The following is a 16633-nucleotide window of genomic DNA, read 5'->3' as shown; positions in this document are numbered from 1 at the left end:
GATGACCGAGCGCACGCCCGCCCCGCCGGCCGAGGGCTCGGCGCTCGTCGTGATCGACATGATCAACACCTACGACCACGACGACGCCGAGCTGCTGCTGCCCGCGTCCCGCGCCGTCGTCCCGGCCGTCGTGGACCTGCTCGACCGGGCCCGCGCGGCCGGGGTTCCCGTCATCTACGTCAACGACAACTTCGGCGAGTGGCGCTCGCACCACGGCGAACTGGTGGAGGCCGCCCTTGCCGGCCCGCACGCGGAGCTGGTGGAGCCGCTGCGCCCGGACGGCGATTCCCTGTTCGTCGTCAAGGCCCGCCACTCGATCTTCTACGAGACACCGCTCGCGTATCTGCTGTGGGAGCTGGGCGTCGGGCACATCGTGCTGTGCGGCCAGGTCACCGAGCAGTGTGTGCTGTACTCGGCGCTGGACGCGCACATCCGTCATCTGCGGACCACGGTGCCGCACGACGCGGTGGCCGCCATCCACCCCGAGCTCGCGAGCGCCGCGCTGGAGATGATGCGGCGCAACATGAGCGCGCACATCGTGGCGGCCTCGGAGGTGACATTCACGGACCAGGGGCCTCGTGACGGATCGGCGAAGGGGCCGGGCCGTATGCCATAGACAGGGCCCGACCTGCTGTGATCTCATCCGTTCCAGCGGATCGGACACCCTCGACGCTGCTCGACGGGCGATCCCTGTGTGTGGCATGTGACCGACCGCTCGCGTCGGCTCGTGACCCCTGTGGGCCGGCTCCCGCACGCCTCCCGCACAGGTCCGAAAGACAACACATCTCCATGCAGAAGACCAAGGCCGCCCTCTGGGAGTTCCTCCAGAGCCTCGGCAAGACGTTCATGCTCCCCGTGGCACTGCTCGCGTTCTGCGGCATCATGCTGGGCATCGGCTCCTCGCTCTCCAGCGACGCCGTCACCGGCAATCTGACCTTCCTTCAGGGCCAGGGCTTCCACCTGGTCTTCACGTGGATGGCCAACACCGGCCAGGTCGCCTTCCAGTTCCTGCCCGTGATGTTCGCGATGGCCATTCCCCTCGGGCTCGCCCGCGAGGACAAGGGCGTGGCCGCCTTCTCCGGCTTCGTCGGCTATGCCGCGATGAACCTCGCGGTGAACTTCTTCCTCACCGCCAAGGGCGTCGACCTCGACGACGCGAAGGCGATCGCCCACTACGGCATCGCCGATGTCATCGGCATCCAGTCCATCGACACGGGACTCCTCGGCGCGGTCGCCGTTGGCATCGTTGTCAGCCTGCTTCACCAGCGGTTCCGTACGCAGCGGATGCCCGACGCGCTGGCCTTCTTCGGCGGTCTTCGCTTCGTGCCGATCATCTCGGCGCTCACGCTGAGCGTGCTCGGCCTGCTCATCCCGCTGGTGTGGCCGACGTTCAACGGCTGGATCACCGATCTGGGCCGCGCGATCGGTCACGCCGGGGTCTTCGGACCGTTCTTCTTCGGCATGGGCGAGGTGCTGCTGCGCCCGGTGGGCCTGCACCACATCCTCGTCGCCATGTTCCGCTTCACGGACGTCGGCGGGTCCGGCGCGGTGTGCGGGGACCAGGTCTCCGGCGCGCTGAACATGTTCTACGCGCAGCTGAACTGCTCCAAGCCGCCCACGGCCGCGGTCACCGACGCCACGCACTTCCTGTCGCAGGGCAAGATGGCGGCCTACCTCGGCGGTCTGCCGGGCGCCGCGCTCGCGATGTACCACTGCGCCCGCAAGAGCATGCGCCCCGAGATCAAGGCGCTCCTGGTCTCCGGTGTCGTGGCGTGCGTCGTCGGCGGCATCACCGAGCCGCTCGAGTTCCTGTTCCTGTTCATCGCGCCGTGGCTGTACTTCCTGCACGCCGTTCTCGTCGGCCTCGGCTTCCTCGCCGCCGCCGTCCTCGGGGTGTTCATCGGCAACACGGACGGCAATGTCATCGACTGGCTCGTCTTCGGTGTCCTGCAAGGGACGACCACCAAGTGGTACCTGGTGCCGGTGATCGCCGCGGTGTGGTTCGCGGTCTACTACTTCCTGTTCCGCTGGGCGATCGTGCGCTTCGACCTCAAGACGCCCGGCCGCGAGGAGGAGACGGCGGAGGAGCCCGCGGAGGACGCGGACGCGTCCGGGGCGCCCCGTGAGCTGGTCGCCGGGAAGTACGACGCCGTGGCGATCCTCGACGCGATCGGCGGCGCGGACAACATCACCTCGCTCGACAACTGCATCACCCGGCTGCGGCTGACCGTCGAGGACGCGGAGCGCGTGGACGAGCCGCGCCTGAAGAAGCTGGGCGCCGTCGGCGTCGTGAAGCTCGACGCGCACACCGTGCAGGTGGTCATCGGCCCGCAGGTGCAGTCCGTGAAGGACGCCATCGCCACGATGGTCCCGGTGGGCTGAGCCGTGCGAGACCCCTCCCCCGACTCCCCCGACTACGACTTCGACACCGTCGTCGACCGGCACGGCACCTGGTGCACGCAGTGGGACTACGTCGAGGACCGCTTCGGCGTCCCGGACCTGCTGCCGTTCACGATCTCCGACATGGACTTCGAGACGGCCCCCGAGGTCCTGGCGGCGCTGCGCGCCCGCCTCGACCACGGCGTCCTCGGCTACTCCCGCTGGCGCCACGAGGACTTCCTGTCCGCGATCGTCCACTGGTACGAGACCCGGCACCACACCCCCGTGAACCCGGACTCGATCGTCTACGGCCCGTCCGTCATCTACCAGGTCGGGCAGCTGCTGCGCCTGTGGTCGCGGCCCGGCGACGGTGTCGTGACGCACGCACCGACGTACGACGCCTTCCCCAAGACGGTCGCCGCGCATGAGCGGCGACTGCTCACCTGCCCGCTGGGCGACTGGGAGGAGCTGGAGCGGCTGCTGGCGCTGCCCGACACCTCGGTCCTGCTGCTGTGCTCGCCGCACAATCCCACCGGTCACGTGTGGACGGCCGAGGAGCTGGACCGCATGGCCCAGCTGTGCGCGCGCCACGATGTGGCGGTCATCAGCGACGAGATCCACTCGGACTTCGCGCACCCGCCGGCCGTGCACCGGCCGTGGGCGCTGCACGCGGGCCCCGGCACGCGGTGGGCGGTCGTCACGTCCGCGTCGAAGTCCTTCAACATCCCCGCGCTGACCGGCAGTTACGGCATCGTGGGGGACGCCGCCTCCCGGGACGCGTACCTGCACCGGCTCAAGGAGGCGGACGGCCTGTCGTCCCCCGCCGTGCTGTCGGTGGTCGGACACATCGCGGCCTACCGGGAGGGCGGCGCCTGGCTGGACGCGCTGGGCGCGTACCTGCGCGGCAACCTGTCCTACGTGGCCGAGCGCCTGACCGAGGCGTTCCCCGAGCTCGCCTGGACGCCGCCCGAGGCCGGCTATCTGGCCTGGATCGACCTGAGCCCCCTCGGCATCGACGAGGAGGCGCTCCAGCGCGAGCTGGTCGAGCGGCAGCGGGTGGCGATCATGCCGGGCACGGCGTACGGCGCGGCCGGACATGTGCGGCTCAATGTGGGCTGCCCGCGCTCGAAGGTCGAGCGCGGGGTGAGCGCCCTCATCGACGGCGTACACGCGATCCGCGGGCTCTGAAGGACGGGCTCAGCGCACGAGCGCGTAGATGAGCCAGCCGAGGAGGAACAGCGCCACGATTCCGGTGAGGATCGCGGTGCCCCTCCCCGGTTCCCTGCGCAGCTCCTGCTCGAGCTCCTTCTCCTTGATGAAGGCCTTCGTGTCTTCCTCGGTGCGTGTGCGCACCCATTGGCCGCTGGCGGGACCGAACATCCCCGTACCTCCCCGTTGTCAACTGATCCCTCGCCTCACCGAATCGCGTCGGATCAAACGTGGGGTTCAGGCCCCGGCGCCGCGAAGTTCGGCCAGTGCCGCCGCGTTGAGCCGGCGCGGCGGGGCGTCCGTGCCGGTGCCGACGAGGACGACCGTGCAGGCGCAGGCGTGGGTGAGCGCGGTGGTGAAGCTGCCGTCGGCGAACTGGGCGAGCGGGCCGCGCGGCGAGTGCCCGACGGCCACGACGCGCGCGCCGGCCTCCGCCGCGTGCCGGGCCAGCGCGCGCCCGGCGGCGGCGTGGTCGCCGACGCTGTCCAGCACCTGCCCGGTCGCGACCACGCCCTGCCCCGCGAGCCGGTCGAGGTGGTCCTGCACAGCGGCGCGCGCCTGGGCCAGGTCCTCGGCGTCGGCGGCCTGGTCGTCGACCACGGCGGTCTGCCGGACGTGCACGACCTCCAGCGGGCTGCCGGTGTCCCGGGCGAGGCGCGCGGCCGCGTCGACGATGGCGGGCGCCCGGTCGTGGTCCCCGACGGCGACGACGACACGCGGGTCACCGCTCGGGGCCACGGCTCCCACGGGCGTGAGCGAGGGCTGCACGGGCTCGCCGCCGCCCAGGTCCGCCTCGGCCCGCCCGAGCAGCCGGTGTCCGCTGGCGAGGACCGGGATGGCGAGGAGGAAGGTGAGCGCGGCCAGGTAGAAGGGCACGCTCAGGTCCATGGCGTCGGCCAGCTTGCCCGCGACGTACGGTGCGAGGCCGCCGCCGATGAAGCGCAGGAAGCCGTACGCGGACGAGGCGACGGGACGTTCCACCGGCGAGACCAGCATGACGGCCTGGGTGGTGAGCGTGTTGTTGATGCCGATGAAGGCGCCGCTGACGATGACTGCGACGATCACCACGGTCGGCGTCGAGACCCCGGCCGCGATGACCGCCATCACGACGCCGAGGCAGAACAGATTCGCGTAGAGGACGGCCGCGGTGCCGTAGCGGGCCTGGAGGCGCGGTGCGAAGTACACGCTGAAGAGGGCGACGAGGAGTCCCCAGCCGGTGAAGACGAGGCCGAGTTCGTGGGCGTCGAGTTCCATGGGGTACGGCGCGTACCCGAGCATCGTGAAGAAGCCCCAGTTGTAGAGCAGCGCCATGATGCCCATGGTCAGAAGGCCGCGGTGGCGCAGCGCCTTGAGCGGGGCGATCGGTGACGTGATCCTCTTGGGCCTGGGCAGATCGGGGACGAAGGCGATGGTGGCGACCAGCGCGATCGCCATCAGGACGGCGACGCCGAAGAACGGTCCGCGCCAGCTGATCGCGCCCAACTCGCCGCCGAGCAGCGGCCCGACGGCGATGCCGAGGCCGAGCGCGGTCTCGTAGAGGATGATCGCGCCGCCGAATCCGCCGCTCGCGGAGGCGACGATGACGGCGAGGGACGTGGCGATGAACAGCGCGTTGCCGAGACCCCAGCCGGCGCGGAAGCCGACGATGCCGTTGATGGAGCCGGTGGCCCCGGCGAGCGCCGAGAAGACGACGATGACGCTCAGGCCGATGACGAGGGTGCGCTTGGCGCCGAACCGGCTGGAGAACCAGCCGACGACGAGCATCGCGCACGCGGTGACGATGAGATAGCTGCTGAACAGCAGGGACACCTGGCTGGGCGTGGCGTGCAGGCTGTCGGCCAGGGCGGGCAGGATCGGGTCCACGAGGCCGATGCCCATGAAGGAGATGACGCAGGCGAACGCGACGGCCCAGACGGCCTTGGGCTGCTTGAAGGGGCTCGTGGTCTTCGACTCCCGCTTATGCATGCAGCCATCATGTATTTACGTGTACACGGAAACAAGATGCCTGCGGGCGTCACTCCCCGCGGGGAATGACGCCCGCACGGCGAAGCTCAGGCGGCCCGCTTCGGCAGCTTCCAGTTCGGCCGCGGGAAGTGGCAGGTGTAGCCCTCGGGGTAGCGCTCCAGATAGTCCTGGTGCTCCGGCTCGGCCTCCCAGAAGTCGCCGACCGGCTCGACCTCGGTGACGACCTTGCCCGGCCACAGGCCGCTCGCCTCGACGTCCGCGATGGTGTCGACGGCGACCTGGCGCTGCACGTCGTCCGCGAAGTAGATCGCGGAGCGGTAGCTGCGCCCCAGGTCGTTGCCCTGGCGGTCCTTCGTGGTCGGGTCGTGGACCTGGAAGAAGAACTCCAGCAGGTCCCGGTACGTGATCACCGAGGGGTCATAGACGATCTCGATGGCCTCGGCGTGGTCGCCGTGGTTGCGGTACGTGGCGTTCGGGGTGTCGCCGCCGGAGTAGCCCACCCGCGTCGACAGCACACCCGGCCGCTTGCGGATCAAGTCCTGCATTCCCCAGAAGCAGCCGCCCGCGAGCACGGCCTTTTCTGTTACCTCCGACATACGTCACTCCCTGCGCTACCTGATGACACGACGAGCAGATCCAACAGGTCCAACAGACCGCGACCCACAGATCTTCCAGCTTAGGCCGACCCCCTAAAGCGAAGCTATCGCCCCCCATAAGGCAGCCTTATGTGCCCATAGACCGGACCCGCCTACTTTCTAAGGCTTGCCTTACTTTAGGCTTCCCCTCAAGCACTCGTGGCCCGACCAGCACGTACGGACCACGGGAACCACTCGAAGGGAACCTGAACCATGCCTCGCCCCCTGAGGGTCGCCATCGTCGGAGCCGGCCCCGCCGGCATCTACGCCGCCGACGCCCTGCTCAAGTCCGAAGCGGCCTCCGAGCCGGGGGTGTCCATCGACCTCTTCGAGCGCATGCCGGCCCCGTTCGGCCTGATCCGCTACGGCGTCGCGCCCGACCACCCGCGCATCAAGGGCATCGTGAAGGCCCTGCACCAGGTCCTCGACAAGCCGCAGATCCGGCTGTTCGGCAACGTCGACTACCCGCGCGACATCGACCTCGACGACCTGCGTGCCTTCTACGACGCGATCGTCTTCTCCACCGGCGCCACGGCGGACCGGGCGCTCGACATCCCGGGCATCGAGCTCGAGGGCTCCTACGGCGCCGCGGACTTCGTCTCCTGGTACGACGGCCACCCCGACGTCCCGCGCACCTGGCCGCTGGAGGCCGAGAAGGTCGCCGTCCTCGGCGTCGGCAACGTGGCGCTCGACGTCGCGCGCGTGCTCGCGAAGACGGCGGACGAGCTGCTGCCGACCGAGATCCCGGCCAATGTGTACGAGGGCCTGAAGGCGAACAAGGCCCTCGAGGTCCACGTCTTCGGCCGCCGCGGCCCCGCGCAGGCGAAGTTCAGCCCGATGGAGCTGCGCGAGCTCGACCACTCCCCGTCCATCGAGGTCATCGTGAACCCCGAGGACATCGACTACGACGAGGGCTCCATCGCCGCCCGCCGCAGCGAGAAGCAGACCGACATGGTCGCCAAGACGCTGGAGAACTGGGCGATCCGCGACGAGGGCGACCGCCCGCACAAGCTGTTCCTGCACTTCTTCGAGTCGCCGACCGAGATCCTCGGCGAGGACGGCAAGGTCGTCGGCCTGCGCACCGAGCGCACGGAGCTGGACGGCACCGGCAACGTCAAGGGCACCGGCAACTTCACGGACTGGGACCTCGGCGCCGTCTACCGCGCGGTCGGCTACCTCTCCGACGAACTGCCGAAGCTCCCCTGGGACATCAAGTCCGGCACCGTCCCGGACGAGGGCGGCCGGGTCATCCAGGAGAACGGCGAGCACCTCCAGTCGACGTACGTGACCGGCTGGATCCGGCGCGGCCCCGTGGGCCTCATCGGGCACACCAAGGGCGACGCCAACGAGACGGTCGCGAATCTGCTCGCCGACCACGCGGAGGGCCGCCTGCAGACGCCGGTCTCGCCCGCCCCGGAGTCCGTCGAGGAGTTCCTCGGCGAGCGCGGCATCCGGTACACGACCTGGGACGGCTGGTACAAGCTCGACGCCGCCGAGAAGGCGCTCGGCGAGCCCCAGGGCCGCGAGCGCGTGAAGCTCGTGGAGCGCGAGGAGATGCTCGACGCCAGCGAGGCGTGACATCACGTGTGAGGGCCCCGGCCGAGCCCGGCCGGGGCCCTCACACGTACCCGAGGTCCTCACGCGTACCCGCGGGTTCGAGGCACGGCGGGCGAAGGGATAAAGTGGCGTTCAGGTAGATGTAAAACCCACTCACCTTGTCCGCCGCGGAGGCGCCGTGCCTCAGATCACCGTCGACTACTCGCCCCGACTCTCCGACACGCTCGACCGGCGCGCCCTCGCCACGGAGTTGCACGCCCTCGTCGTCGAGGGGTCCGGCTCGCGCGGCACCTGCAAGACGTTCTTCCGCGCCGCCACGGAGACGTATGTCGTCGGCAGCGAGCACGACGACGTGCCGGTCGTGCACGTGGAGGTGGCGCTGCTCCCGGGGCGCAGCGAGCGGACCATGACGCGCCTTTCGCAGCGGATCCTGGCGCTGCTCCTGGAGCGCGTGGGCGCTGGCTCGGGTGCCGACGTGGTGTGTTCGGTCGAGGTACGTCCCCTCGCGGCGTACAGCCTGTACCCGACGCGCCGCGAGTGGAGCGCGAGGACGGGTCCCCGCCCCGAGCACCACGGGTGCACACCGGCTGCCTAGCCGGGCCGTCGCGCCACTTCGCGGACGTCGAACGACACCGCCCGCTTCCCCGTGCCGTCGACGACCCGCCAGATGTCGTCCTGCGCCAGGATCAGTTCGTCGCGGCCGTCGCCGTCGAGGTCGGCCGCGGTCTCCAGGCGGCCCGCCCCCGGCAGCCGGTGCCACGGCCGGGAGCCGAGACCCGCCGATCCGCCGCGCAGCACGTCGACGCGGTCATGGCCGCCGACCCGGTCGTCGTCGCTGCGCACGGCGAGGTCGTCGCAGCCGTCGCCGTTGACGTCCGCGGCCATCAGGCCGATGCCGAAGCCGCCCTTGCGGGTCCCTCCGTCGAAGACGACCGGGGCCTCGGGCGCCTTGCCGTAACGGATCGTCACCTTGCCCTTGCGGTCGCGCGGTGCGAACTCGTCGTCCATCGGGACGCCGCTGTCGCCGAGCGCGATGTCGGGCCTGCCGTCGCCGTCGAAGTCGCCGACGGTCACGTTCTCGCCCGTCGGCAGCCGCTCGGCCTGCGCGGCCAGGCCGCTCGCGGTGTCGGATCCCCCGGCCAGCAGTTTGGGGTGTTCCGGTTCCCCCACGTCGTACACCAGGAGATCGGTGGCCCGGTCGCCGGTCATGTCCGCCGCGAGGAGCCGCAGGCCGACGACGGCGTCGGCCGCGTCCGTGTACGGGTCGGGGCGTTCGGTGATCCGCGCGGGCCTGCCCGTCCGGTCGAACGGGCCGTTCAGGACCACGAGGTGACGCTTGTGCAGGCCGCTGCGGTAGGTGGCCAGGTCGGTGTGGCCGTCGCCGTCGAAGTCGCCGGCCACCGGCGGGTCCTCGTAGACGTCGTTGCCCTTGCTGATCCGTACGGGCTGCCCCTCCCCCACGTACGGCAGCGCGATACGGGCGGCTTTGTGGCCGGGGTCCGGGCCGTGTGTGCCGCCCCACTGGACATGGGCGCTGCCGCCCGCCACGAGGTCCAGGTGGCCGTCGCCGTCCAGGTCGGCGAGGACCGGAGGGGACTCTCCGTCGGTCATGGCGTCGTGCTCGGGCAGGTCGAGGTCCTTGGGTGTGAACACCGTGCGGTCGTCGGCCCGCGCGCCGTGCAGCAGGGCGATCCTGCCGGTCTGGTAGACGTCGCCATTGCTTGCCGGGACACCGAGCGCCAGGTCCGGGCGGCGGTCGCCGTCGAGGTCGGGGGCGGGTCTGCCCGAGTTCTTCGCGGTCTCCGCCGACGCCTCGCAGGCGCTGTCCGGGAGGGGCGGATATCCCTCCCGGTGGTGGGCGCCGGTGGCGGTGCCCAGGAGCAGCGCGGTGGCGAGGAGACCGATGCCCGGTCGCCACCGCGATCCGCCTCGGGGTGGTGTGGCCGGCTCGCGTGTCATGGGGCCACTACAACGGATGCCGTTGCCCGGTATCCAGTGCCATGATCACCCTGTTACAGCCATGCGACATCGGCGTCGCACTTCGGAGCGTTCGTCAGCGCGCGATGTGTTCCTTCAGCCGCGCCGCATTGGCCGCCACGTCGCCTCGGGTGAGGTCGCTGCCGATGCTCACCGTGAAGGCTCCCGCGGCGAGCCACGTGGCGGCGTCGTCCGCGCTCACACCGCCGGTCGCCATGATCCGGGCGCCGGGCAGCACGGACAGCACCGACTTCAGGTAGGCGACGCCTCCGACATGGGCCGGGAACAGCTTGGCGACACCCCGGTCCGCCGCGATGCGCAGCTCGCTCGGGGTGAGGCCGCCCTCGACCAGGAGCCGGCCCGCGGCGTCGGCGACGGGACGTACCTCGGGCACCTGGAACGGACTCACCAGGAAGTTCGCACCGGCCGCCAGGGCGCGTTCGGCGATGTCCGGCGAGGTGACGGTGCCGAGGCCGAGTGTCACCTCGGGGAACTCCTTCGACCAGGCGGCGACGAGCCCCTCCCACCCGGGGGTGGTGGCGGTGAACTCGAAGGCCGTGAGGCCGCATTCGACGAGGGTGCGGGCCACCGCGTCGGCGGTGTCCGCGTCGGCCTCGCGCACGGTCGGGGTGACGCGCGCGGCGCGCAGGGCGTCGATGACTTCGGCGTGCATGGGTGTCTCCGGTCGGGTACGGGCCTGGGTCACGCGGGGGCCGCGATCTCGGCGAGGGCGTCCAGGGTCGACTCGGCGTCGGCCCCGCGGGCGCGCAGCACGATGGCGTCGCCGCAGCGGATGTTGAGTGTCATCAGGGAAAGGACGCTGCGGGCGGGGACCTCGTGACCGTCGTCCCGTGCGACGGTGACGTCGGCCGCGGCGCGGGCGGCGATCTGGGCGAAGGCGGTGGCGGGGCGGGCGTGCAGGCCGGCCTCCTCGGTCACCACGAGGCGGCGTTCGACGACGGTCATCGGTTGTTCTCTCCGTCCAGCAGTGCGGTCAGCCGGTCCACCAGCTGGTCCTCTTCGTCGGGGTTCATGGGGCGCGGGTCGATGGCGAGGCGTCCCGTGACGGCGTGATGGTCCCTCAGGTACACGCCGCTCGCGGCGAGTTCGGCGGCGAGACCGGCCGCGTCGCGGCCCGCCGTGTCAGGGTCGACGGTGAGCTCGGTGCGGTGGATGTCGCGGCCCGCCTCGTCGCTGACGACCCGGGTGGTGAGGCCCGGCAGGTCCGCGAGGCGCGCGGCGAGCTTCTCCATGCGGGGCCGGTGTCCGCCGCTCTGGGTGGTGCCGTACTCGCGCAGCGCCTGGACGAGGCCGAAGAGGGTCTCCTTGCCGACCTTCATCGGGCGGGCGATGCCGCCGTACTGGGCCCGGCACGCCGCCATGCGCGCGGCGCTGCCGCAGATCATCCCGGAGGTGGGGCCGCCGACGGCCTTGCCGCCGCTGTAGACGACCAGGTCGGCTCCGGTGGCGGGCCAGCGGCGCAGTTCGCCCTCGGCGGCGGCGTCGACGATGACCGGGAGGCCGTGGGCGCGGGCCACCTCGACGGTCTCGGCGAGGGACACCATGCCCTTCTGCACGGCGTGGTGGGACTGGACGTACAGCAGGGCCGCGGTGCGCGGGCCGATCGCGCCCGCCAGGTGGTCCGCGCTCACCTTGTTCGCGGAGCCGACCTCGACGGGGCGACCGCCGCCGAGCGCGACCATCTGCCGTACGGGCGCGCCGAAGTGGACGGAGTGGCCGCGCGGCAGGATCACCTCGCAGGGGGCGTCGCCCGCATCGGGCAGGGCCTCGATGCGGGACAGATCGGAGCCCGCGATGACGGCGGCGACCGCGATGGCGACGCCGGACGCCGCGCCTGTGGTGGGGCAGCCGTCCTCGGTGCCGGTGGCGCGGGCGATCTCGCGGCCGACGGCAACCATCAGGTCGTCCATGACGACGTGGTGCCTGGCGGCCTCGCCCATCGCGGCGACGACGCCGTCGCTGAGGACACTGCCGCCCAGCGCCGTCATCTTGCCGCTGGCGTTGATGGCGGGCGGTGTGCCGAGGTCGTGGTGGAGAGAGTGCACGGTGTGTCCTAAGGCCAAGGGGAGGCTGTCACTTGCCGGGGATCGGGAAGAAGAGGCCCGCGATCATCGCGCCGATGATGGCTCCGCCGGTCAGCGGCTTCTGCCACTTGTAGAAGAGGGCGGCGCCGATGGTCGAGCCGATGCCGACCGGCAGGGACGCGGTGGCGGCGGAGATGATGACGAGCGGGCCCAGATAGCGTCCTGCGGAGTTGCCCGCGCCCATCATCACGTCGGCGCCGAAGGTGGAGGTGCCGCCCGTCGAGTTCACGGTGGCGCGCCGGATGGCGAGGATGGCGCCGCCGATCAGCGCGCCGAGGAGGGCGCCCACCGGGATGGCGAGCCAGAAGTGTTCGAGTGGCGCGGTGAATCCGGCGCCGAGCAGCATGGCGGGGATGCCGATGCCGACGCCGGTCTGCAGGGAGCCGCCGATGTCGAGGATGCCGACCATGGGCCCCTCGATGACACGGGCGAAGAGGAAGCCCGCGCCGAAGGCGGCCGCGGCGCCGTAACTGCCGTTCTCCATCCCGGCCTTGAGCATGGAGGCGACGGCGACGTCGCTGAACACACCGGTGTGGTAGACGTAGTACAGGTGTGTACCGGTGAAGATGCCGGCGGCCAGGCAGGCCACGAAGACGGGGAAGGCCCATTCGGCGAGCCAGAAGCTGCCCTCTCCCGGGACCTTGCTCAGGAAGCCGCCCTTGGAGGGCTGCTCGTCCGATCCGGAGTTCTGCGCCGGTATGCCGCCCGAGGCGGCGGTGGATGTCTCGGTCATGTCGCTGCCTGCCTCACTCGGGCTTCGTGCCGGTCACGTCGTGGAAGTGCGCGAGCCAGTGCGGGATGTGCACGTTCAGCTGCTCGAGCAGGGTGATGTCGGCGCCGCGCAGGACGGTACTGGCCGCGAACAGCGCGATCACCACGCCCGCGAGGGACTTGGTGACCTTGGTCCAGCCGAGGTCGTCGACGCCCTTGCCGATGACGATGCCGAGCACGATGCCGGGGACGGCGTTGCCCATCACGAGGTGGCCGAGGCCGCCGAGGACGGTGCCCCAGGCTCCGGCGCGCCGGCCCGCGTCGACGGCGGCCATCCAGAAGATGATCGGCATCACGGGGTTGATCAGCCACTCGGACGCGGGCCCGAGCACCTTGGCGGCGACCTCCTGCAGCGAGTGCGGGATCGAGGCGGCGGTGGTGTTGAGCAGGGTGACGAGGACCATACCGACGCCGGTGCCGGTGATGGCCATGCGCCGGGGGTTGTGCAGGGTCTCGGCGAGCCTGCGGTTCTTGATCATCGCGACCGATGCGGTCCAGTGCGGCACGATGCGGTGGTCCACGTCGGAGGTGAGTGCACCGGTGCCGACCGCGCTCGACCAGGCGTTGAAGAGGAATCCCAGGCCGAACGAGAAGTGCGCGACCGGGTCGTTCTGACAGGCGTTCAGCTCGCCGAGGGTGCGGAAGGCACCCATGCCCTGGACCTTCGGCGCGTGGAACATGCGGGCCACGCCCGCGGAGGCACCGAAGCCGATGAGTCCGCCGATGACGAGGGACTCCAGCAGGACGGTGAGGGTCTCGTTCATCGGGTCACCTCATGTGCAGGGCGTGCTGGACCGGCGAGAGCCGCTCCTCGCGCACCGTGAAGTCGACGGATTCGAGGTCGAGGGAGGACACCTGCACCTCGACGCGCAGGGTGAGTTCGAAGCGCTGTCGGGTGCGGGGGAAGAGGAGGCCGAGGAAGCGTTCCGTCCAGCGGTGCTCCACGGCCGAGACGACCTCGAGCTCGAGGGGCTCGACGCGGAAGCACACACCGTCGGTGAGCTTGTCGACCGACGACTGGACCTGCCCGATGGCGGTGGCGAACGCCTTGTCCCTGGTGGGCCCGGAGCCGGTGAGCCGCAGGGTGTGGCGGTGCTGCTTCACGAGGCGTCCTTCCCCAGCTTCTTGAGGAGCGCCTCGGTGACCTTGAAGCCCAGTTCCTCGCTGTCGAGGAAGCCGAAGCCGAGGACGGTGCGGCCCTGCTCGACGGCGGTCACCCCGGCCTGCGCCGAGCGCATGCCGAACTCGATCTCGTGGCCGTACTTGGCCTTGGCGGTGACTGCTCCCGCGCCGCCGCTGCCGCAGAAGGAGATGCCGAGCGCGGCGCCCTCCGCGTCCATCACGTCGCCGACCTTCATGTCGGCGCCGGGCCCGGGGATGAGGACCGGCTCGCCGCCCGCGGCGCGTACGCCGTCGGCGACCGCCTGGCCCTTGCCGAGCCGGTGTCCGATCACGATCTTGACTGTCATGGCGGTGCTCCCTGGTGTGTGGGTCAAACCTGAGGGGTGGTCTGGTGCTGGAGCTGTGCCGCCGCCTCGAAGTGCAGGGCGAGCAGCAGGACTTCGGTGTCCCCGGCGAGGAACTCGCGCGGGGCGCAGTAGGTGTCGATGAGGGTGCGGGCCGACTCCATGCGCCCGGCGGGCAGTTCGGAGGCGAGCTCCGGGTCGAGCGGGTCGAGGTGTTCCGCGGTGCGCACCCGGCGGACGAAGGCGAGGGCGTGCACGGCGAGGGCGAGCACCCGTGTCTCGTCGAAGTCGATCCCGGCGATCTGCGCGTGGGCCCGGGCGATCGGCAGGAACTCCGCCAGGTCGGCCCGGTCCTCGTCGGTGACGGGCTGCGAGGTGTCCTGGACGGCCGTCGCGAGCCGTTCGATCAGGGGCGTGCTCATTCACGGGCCTCTCGGTGGTTCGGTGGAGCGGTCGGTGGGTGGGGCTCAGCCGCCGGCGGCCTTGAGGGTGTGCGGGCGTCCGGCGCGCACCGCCGCGACCGCCTCCAGGTGGGTGTGGGTGGTACGTGTGTGGCCCTCGGCGTCGGTCAGGTCGAGCGGTCCTTCGGCGAGCCTGAGCAGTGTCAGGTCGGCGGCGCCGCCGACGCGCAAGGTCCCCAACTCGTCCTCCAGTCCGAGGACTTGTGCGGGGTGCAGGGTCGCGCACCGGATCACCTCGTGCGGCGTGAGGCCGAGCGCGAGCAGCTTGTTGAGGGTGGTGACAAGGGAGTGCACCGGACCCTCGACATTGCCCACGTGCACATCGGTGCTGATGGTGTGCGGGGTGAACCCGGCCGCGAGGGCCCGTTCGGCGGTGGCGAGGCTCAGGCTGGCGCTGCCGTGCCCGATGTCGAGGCGCACTCCGCGCGCGACGGCCCGCCGTGCGGCGTCCTCGCTGCCGAAGAGGCCGCCGGGCTTGCCGTGGAAGGCGTGTGTGACGACATCGCCCTCGCCGAGCAGGTCCAGTACGTCGGCGAGGCGCGGCGGCTCGTTGCCGACGTGCACCATCACCGGCCGCCCCACCCGCGCGGCGACCCGCTTGGCGGCCTTCAGGGGTGCGAGTCCGCTGTCACCGAGAACCGAGGAGCTCATCCGCACCTTGATGCCGCGCACGCAGTCGGGGTGCTCGCGCAGCAGCTTCTCGGTGGCGGCCTCGTCGATGTCGCCGGGGCCGCCCGCGAGTTCGGTGCGGCCGTGGACGAGTCCGTGCCGGGAGATGTTGAGCCAGCTCAGGACGCGGGTCGCGGCGGCGTTGACAACGTTGCCCGCGAAGTCGTCCCAGTGGTCGCTGCCGCAGCTGCCCGCGTCCACCACGGTGGTGACACCCTGCGCGACACCGACCCTGTCGGCCGGTACGCCGAGCGAGGTGCGGGGCGCGTAGACGTGGGTGTGCAGGTCGATCAGGCCGGGCGCCACGAGCAGGCCGGTGGCGTCGACGCGCTCGTCCGCGACCAGCGTGCCGGGCTCCCCCGCGGCGACGATCCGGCCGCCCTGTACAGCGAGGTCACCGGCGTAGGGCTCCGCGCTCAGCGGGTCGGCCAACAGCCCGCCCGAGACGACGAGATCGAATCGTTGCGGACCTGCGGAAGGAGCTGCGTGCACAGCCATGGACGGCGACCTTTCCCCGGCATGAAAGTGGTGCGTACGGCGACGGGCGCGGCTGGCGCGCCGCCGCTGCTGGACACCCGAGTTGAAGATCCGAGAACGTTCCGTGGAGTAGAATGGCGTTCCGCTCGGCGGATCGAGTGGAAACATAGCCCGCGTCTCCTCGGAGGGTCAATGGAAGCGAGCAAGCCCGCGAATTCCGTCGTCAAGGCACTTCGAGTGCTGCACGCGGTGGCGCGTGCGGACGGGCCGCACCGGCTCGGCGACATCGCGGAGCGCTCCGGCGTCTCCAAGGCCAGCACGCACCGGGTCCTCGCCACGCTCGTCGAGGAGGGGTACGCGGCCGCCGACGGCGAGGGCCGATACGGCTGCGGCAATCAACTGCGCGCGATGGCCGCGCAGGTGCTCGCGGACGACGCGGTGGGCATCGACGCCGTGCTGCGCGCGCTGCAACAGCGGCTCGGGCAGGCGGTGCACCTGGCGGTGCCGAGCGGGGACCACGCGACGTACACGCACAAGGTCGACCCGGGCCACGCCTACCGGATCGCCACGGACGTCGGGGCGCCGTTGCCGCTGCACGCGACCGCCGCGGGCAAGGCGCTGCTGGCCCATCTGCCGGCCGAGGAGGCCGCCGCCACCCTGGACCGCACCGGTCTGCCCGCCCGCACCCCGCACACGCACACCGACCGGGCGGCCCTCGTCAAGGAGTTGGCCGCGATCCGGGACGCCGGGTACGCCACCGACTACGAGGAGGCGGACGCGTCGATCTGCTCGATCGCCGCCCCGGTCCTCGACGCGGACGGCACACCGGTCGGCGCCGTCTCGGTCTCCTCGCTGACCTTCCTCGTCACCGAGGAGCAGCTGGCCGGGTTCGCCCCGGCGGTGCGGCAGGCGGCCCAGGACGTGTCACGCCGCCTGTGACGACACACCAGAGCCCCTCCGCA

The 16633-nt window shown here is 71.2% G+C and carries 19 protein-coding genes; 6 read left to right on the top strand and 13 right to left on the bottom strand.

Annotation, left to right across the window (positions count from 1 at the left end):
* Position 1: 1 nt before the first annotated feature.
* From ACZ7L4_RS05615 to ACZ7L4_RS05605, 3 genes are all read left to right on the top strand, one after another.
* A complete protein-coding gene (locus ACZ7L4_RS05615) occupies positions 2-616 on the top strand; it encodes a cysteine hydrolase family protein (protein ID WP_472099949.1) in 615 nt (204 codons plus the stop codon).
* Between the two features lie 173 nt (positions 617-789).
* Complete coding sequence (gene malX, locus ACZ7L4_RS05610) at positions 790-2382, top strand: maltose/glucose-specific PTS transporter subunit IIBC (protein ID WP_472099947.1); 1593 nt, start codon at positions 790-792, stop codon at positions 2380-2382.
* 3 nt (positions 2383-2385) lie between these two features.
* Positions 2386-3567: a MalY/PatB family protein gene (locus tag ACZ7L4_RS05605; protein WP_472099945.1), complete on the top strand. Its 1182-nt coding sequence runs from the start codon at positions 2386-2388 to the stop codon at positions 3565-3567.
* 9 nt (positions 3568-3576) lie between these two features.
* Here the strand turns inward: ACZ7L4_RS05605 and ACZ7L4_RS05600 are convergent, their stop codons facing one another.
* The 3 genes from ACZ7L4_RS05600 to msrA all read right to left on the bottom strand — a co-directional run bounded on the left by ACZ7L4_RS05600 (position 3577) and on the right by msrA (position 6149).
* Entirely contained in the window at positions 3577-3759 is a 183-nt protein-coding gene (locus ACZ7L4_RS05600; protein WP_472099944.1) for a hypothetical protein, read from the bottom strand.
* Positions 3760-3825: 66 nt separating this feature from the next.
* Positions 3826-5553, bottom strand: coding sequence for an MFS transporter (locus ACZ7L4_RS05595; protein WP_472099942.1), 1728 nt, complete (start codon positions 5551-5553; stop codon positions 3826-3828).
* Positions 5554-5639: 86 nt separating this feature from the next.
* Complete coding sequence (gene msrA, locus ACZ7L4_RS05590; RefSeq protein ID WP_472099940.1) at positions 5640-6149, bottom strand: peptide-methionine (S)-S-oxide reductase MsrA; 510 nt, start codon at positions 6147-6149, stop codon at positions 5640-5642.
* Positions 6150-6401: 252 nt separating this feature from the next.
* Here msrA and ACZ7L4_RS05585 point away from each other — a divergent pair, with 252 nt between their 5' ends.
* Complete coding sequence (locus tag ACZ7L4_RS05585; RefSeq protein ID WP_472099939.1) at positions 6402-7766, top strand: FAD-dependent oxidoreductase; 1365 nt, start codon at positions 6402-6404, stop codon at positions 7764-7766.
* A gap of 157 nt (positions 7767-7923) precedes the next feature.
* On the top strand, positions 7924-8340 hold the full coding sequence (locus ACZ7L4_RS05580; RefSeq protein WP_472099938.1) for a 5-carboxymethyl-2-hydroxymuconate Delta-isomerase: 417 nt from the start codon (positions 7924-7926) through the stop codon (positions 8338-8340).
* Here ACZ7L4_RS05580 and ACZ7L4_RS05575 read toward each other — a convergent pair.
* The 10 genes from ACZ7L4_RS05575 to ACZ7L4_RS05530 form a co-directional block, all read right to left on the bottom strand.
* A complete protein-coding gene (locus ACZ7L4_RS05575) occupies positions 8337-9704 on the bottom strand; it encodes an FG-GAP repeat domain-containing protein (RefSeq protein WP_472099937.1) in 1368 nt (455 codons plus the stop codon). The genes ACZ7L4_RS05580 and ACZ7L4_RS05575 overlap by 4 nt on opposite strands.
* 94 nt (positions 9705-9798) lie before the next feature.
* The gene (locus ACZ7L4_RS05570; protein WP_472099935.1) at positions 9799-10395 is read right to left on the bottom strand and encodes a bifunctional 4-hydroxy-2-oxoglutarate aldolase/2-dehydro-3-deoxy-phosphogluconate aldolase; all 597 of its coding nucleotides are present in this window, start codon (positions 10393-10395) and stop codon (positions 9799-9801) included.
* A gap of 29 nt (positions 10396-10424) precedes the next feature.
* Entirely contained in the window at positions 10425-10688 is a 264-nt protein-coding gene (locus ACZ7L4_RS05565) for an HPr family phosphocarrier protein (protein WP_356382578.1), read from the bottom strand.
* Positions 10685-11788 (bottom strand): DgaE family pyridoxal phosphate-dependent ammonia lyase, encoded by a 1104-nt coding sequence (locus tag ACZ7L4_RS05560; RefSeq protein ID WP_472099933.1) that lies wholly within the window; start codon positions 11786-11788, stop codon positions 10685-10687. Before ACZ7L4_RS05560 ends, ACZ7L4_RS05565 begins: the two co-directional genes overlap by 4 nt.
* Positions 11789-11816: 28 nt before the next feature.
* A complete protein-coding gene (locus ACZ7L4_RS05555) occupies positions 11817-12560 on the bottom strand; it encodes a DUF4310 family protein (protein ID WP_472099931.1) in 744 nt (247 codons plus the stop codon).
* Positions 12561-12573: 13 nt separating this feature from the next.
* Entirely contained in the window at positions 12574-13362 is a 789-nt protein-coding gene (locus ACZ7L4_RS05550) for a DUF4311 domain-containing protein (protein ID WP_472099929.1), read from the bottom strand.
* 4 nt (positions 13363-13366) lie between these two features.
* Positions 13367-13702 carry a DUF4312 family protein gene (locus ACZ7L4_RS05545; protein ID WP_472099927.1) on the bottom strand — a complete coding sequence of 112 codons (336 nt, stop codon included), beginning with the start codon at positions 13700-13702 and terminating at the stop codon, positions 13367-13369.
* The gene (locus ACZ7L4_RS05540) at positions 13699-14067 is read right to left on the bottom strand and encodes an SFCGS family glycine-rich protein (protein WP_472099925.1); all 369 of its coding nucleotides are present in this window, start codon (positions 14065-14067) and stop codon (positions 13699-13701) included. The genes ACZ7L4_RS05545 and ACZ7L4_RS05540 overlap by 4 nt, the downstream gene beginning before the upstream one ends.
* A gap of 23 nt (positions 14068-14090) precedes the next feature.
* Positions 14091-14486 carry a hypothetical protein gene (locus ACZ7L4_RS05535; RefSeq protein WP_472099923.1) on the bottom strand — a complete coding sequence of 132 codons (396 nt, stop codon included), beginning with the start codon at positions 14484-14486 and terminating at the stop codon, positions 14091-14093.
* 45 nt (positions 14487-14531) lie between these two features.
* Positions 14532-15692 (bottom strand): amidohydrolase/deacetylase family metallohydrolase, encoded by a 1161-nt coding sequence (locus tag ACZ7L4_RS05530; protein WP_472099922.1) that lies wholly within the window; start codon positions 15690-15692, stop codon positions 14532-14534.
* A gap of 171 nt (positions 15693-15863) precedes the next feature.
* Here ACZ7L4_RS05530 and ACZ7L4_RS05525 point away from each other — a divergent pair, with 171 nt between their 5' ends.
* On the top strand, positions 15864-16610 hold the full coding sequence (locus ACZ7L4_RS05525; RefSeq protein ID WP_472099921.1) for an IclR family transcriptional regulator: 747 nt from the start codon (positions 15864-15866) through the stop codon (positions 16608-16610).
* The last annotated feature ends 23 nt before the right edge of the window (positions 16611-16633 follow it).

The organism is Streptomyces sp. NPDC107575 (genome assembly GCF_055657265.1).
The sequence above is the reverse complement of the archived record's forward strand: the minus strand, read 5'-3'. Positions and strand labels throughout refer to the sequence as shown.

Bases quoted from the DNA above. Each gene is read 5' to 3' on its own strand.
- ACZ7L4_RS05555 (WP_472099931.1), bottom strand. From the start codon at position 12,560: ATGACCGAGACATCCACCGCCGCCTCGGGCGGCATACCGGCGCAGAAC.
- msrA (WP_472099940.1), bottom strand. From the start codon at position 6,149: ATGTCGGAGGTAACAGAAAAGGCCGTGCTCGCGGGCGGCTGCTTCTGG.
- ACZ7L4_RS05585 (WP_472099939.1), top strand. From the start codon at position 6,402: ATGCCTCGCCCCCTGAGGGTCGCCATCGTCGGAGCCGGCCCCGCCGGC.
- ACZ7L4_RS05570 (WP_472099935.1), bottom strand. From the start codon at position 10,395: ATGCACGCCGAAGTCATCGACGCCCTGCGCGCCGCGCGCGTCACCCCG.
- ACZ7L4_RS05530 (WP_472099922.1), bottom strand. From the start codon at position 15,692: ATGGCTGTGCACGCAGCTCCTTCCGCAGGTCCGCAACGATTCGATCTC.
- ACZ7L4_RS05565 (WP_356382578.1), bottom strand. From the start codon at position 10,688: ATGACCGTCGTCGAACGCCGCCTCGTGGTGACCGAGGAGGCCGGCCTG.
- ACZ7L4_RS05535 (WP_472099923.1), bottom strand. From the start codon at position 14,486: ATGAGCACGCCCCTGATCGAACGGCTCGCGACGGCCGTCCAGGACACC.
- malX (WP_472099947.1), top strand. From the start codon at position 790: ATGCAGAAGACCAAGGCCGCCCTCTGGGAGTTCCTCCAGAGCCTCGGC.
- ACZ7L4_RS05575 (WP_472099937.1), bottom strand. From the start codon at position 9,704: ATGACACGCGAGCCGGCCACACCACCCCGAGGCGGATCGCGGTGGCGA.
- ACZ7L4_RS05540 (WP_472099925.1), bottom strand. From the start codon at position 14,067: ATGACAGTCAAGATCGTGATCGGACACCGGCTCGGCAAGGGCCAGGCG.
- ACZ7L4_RS05595 (WP_472099942.1), bottom strand. From the start codon at position 5,553: ATGCATAAGCGGGAGTCGAAGACCACGAGCCCCTTCAAGCAGCCCAAG.
- ACZ7L4_RS05615 (WP_472099949.1), top strand. From the start codon at position 2: ATGACCGAGCGCACGCCCGCCCCGCCGGCCGAGGGCTCGGCGCTCGTC.
- ACZ7L4_RS05525 (WP_472099921.1), top strand. From the start codon at position 15,864: ATGGAAGCGAGCAAGCCCGCGAATTCCGTCGTCAAGGCACTTCGAGTG.
- ACZ7L4_RS05600 (WP_472099944.1), bottom strand. From the start codon at position 3,759: ATGTTCGGTCCCGCCAGCGGCCAATGGGTGCGCACACGCACCGAGGAA.
- ACZ7L4_RS05550 (WP_472099929.1), bottom strand. From the start codon at position 13,362: ATGAACGAGACCCTCACCGTCCTGCTGGAGTCCCTCGTCATCGGCGGA.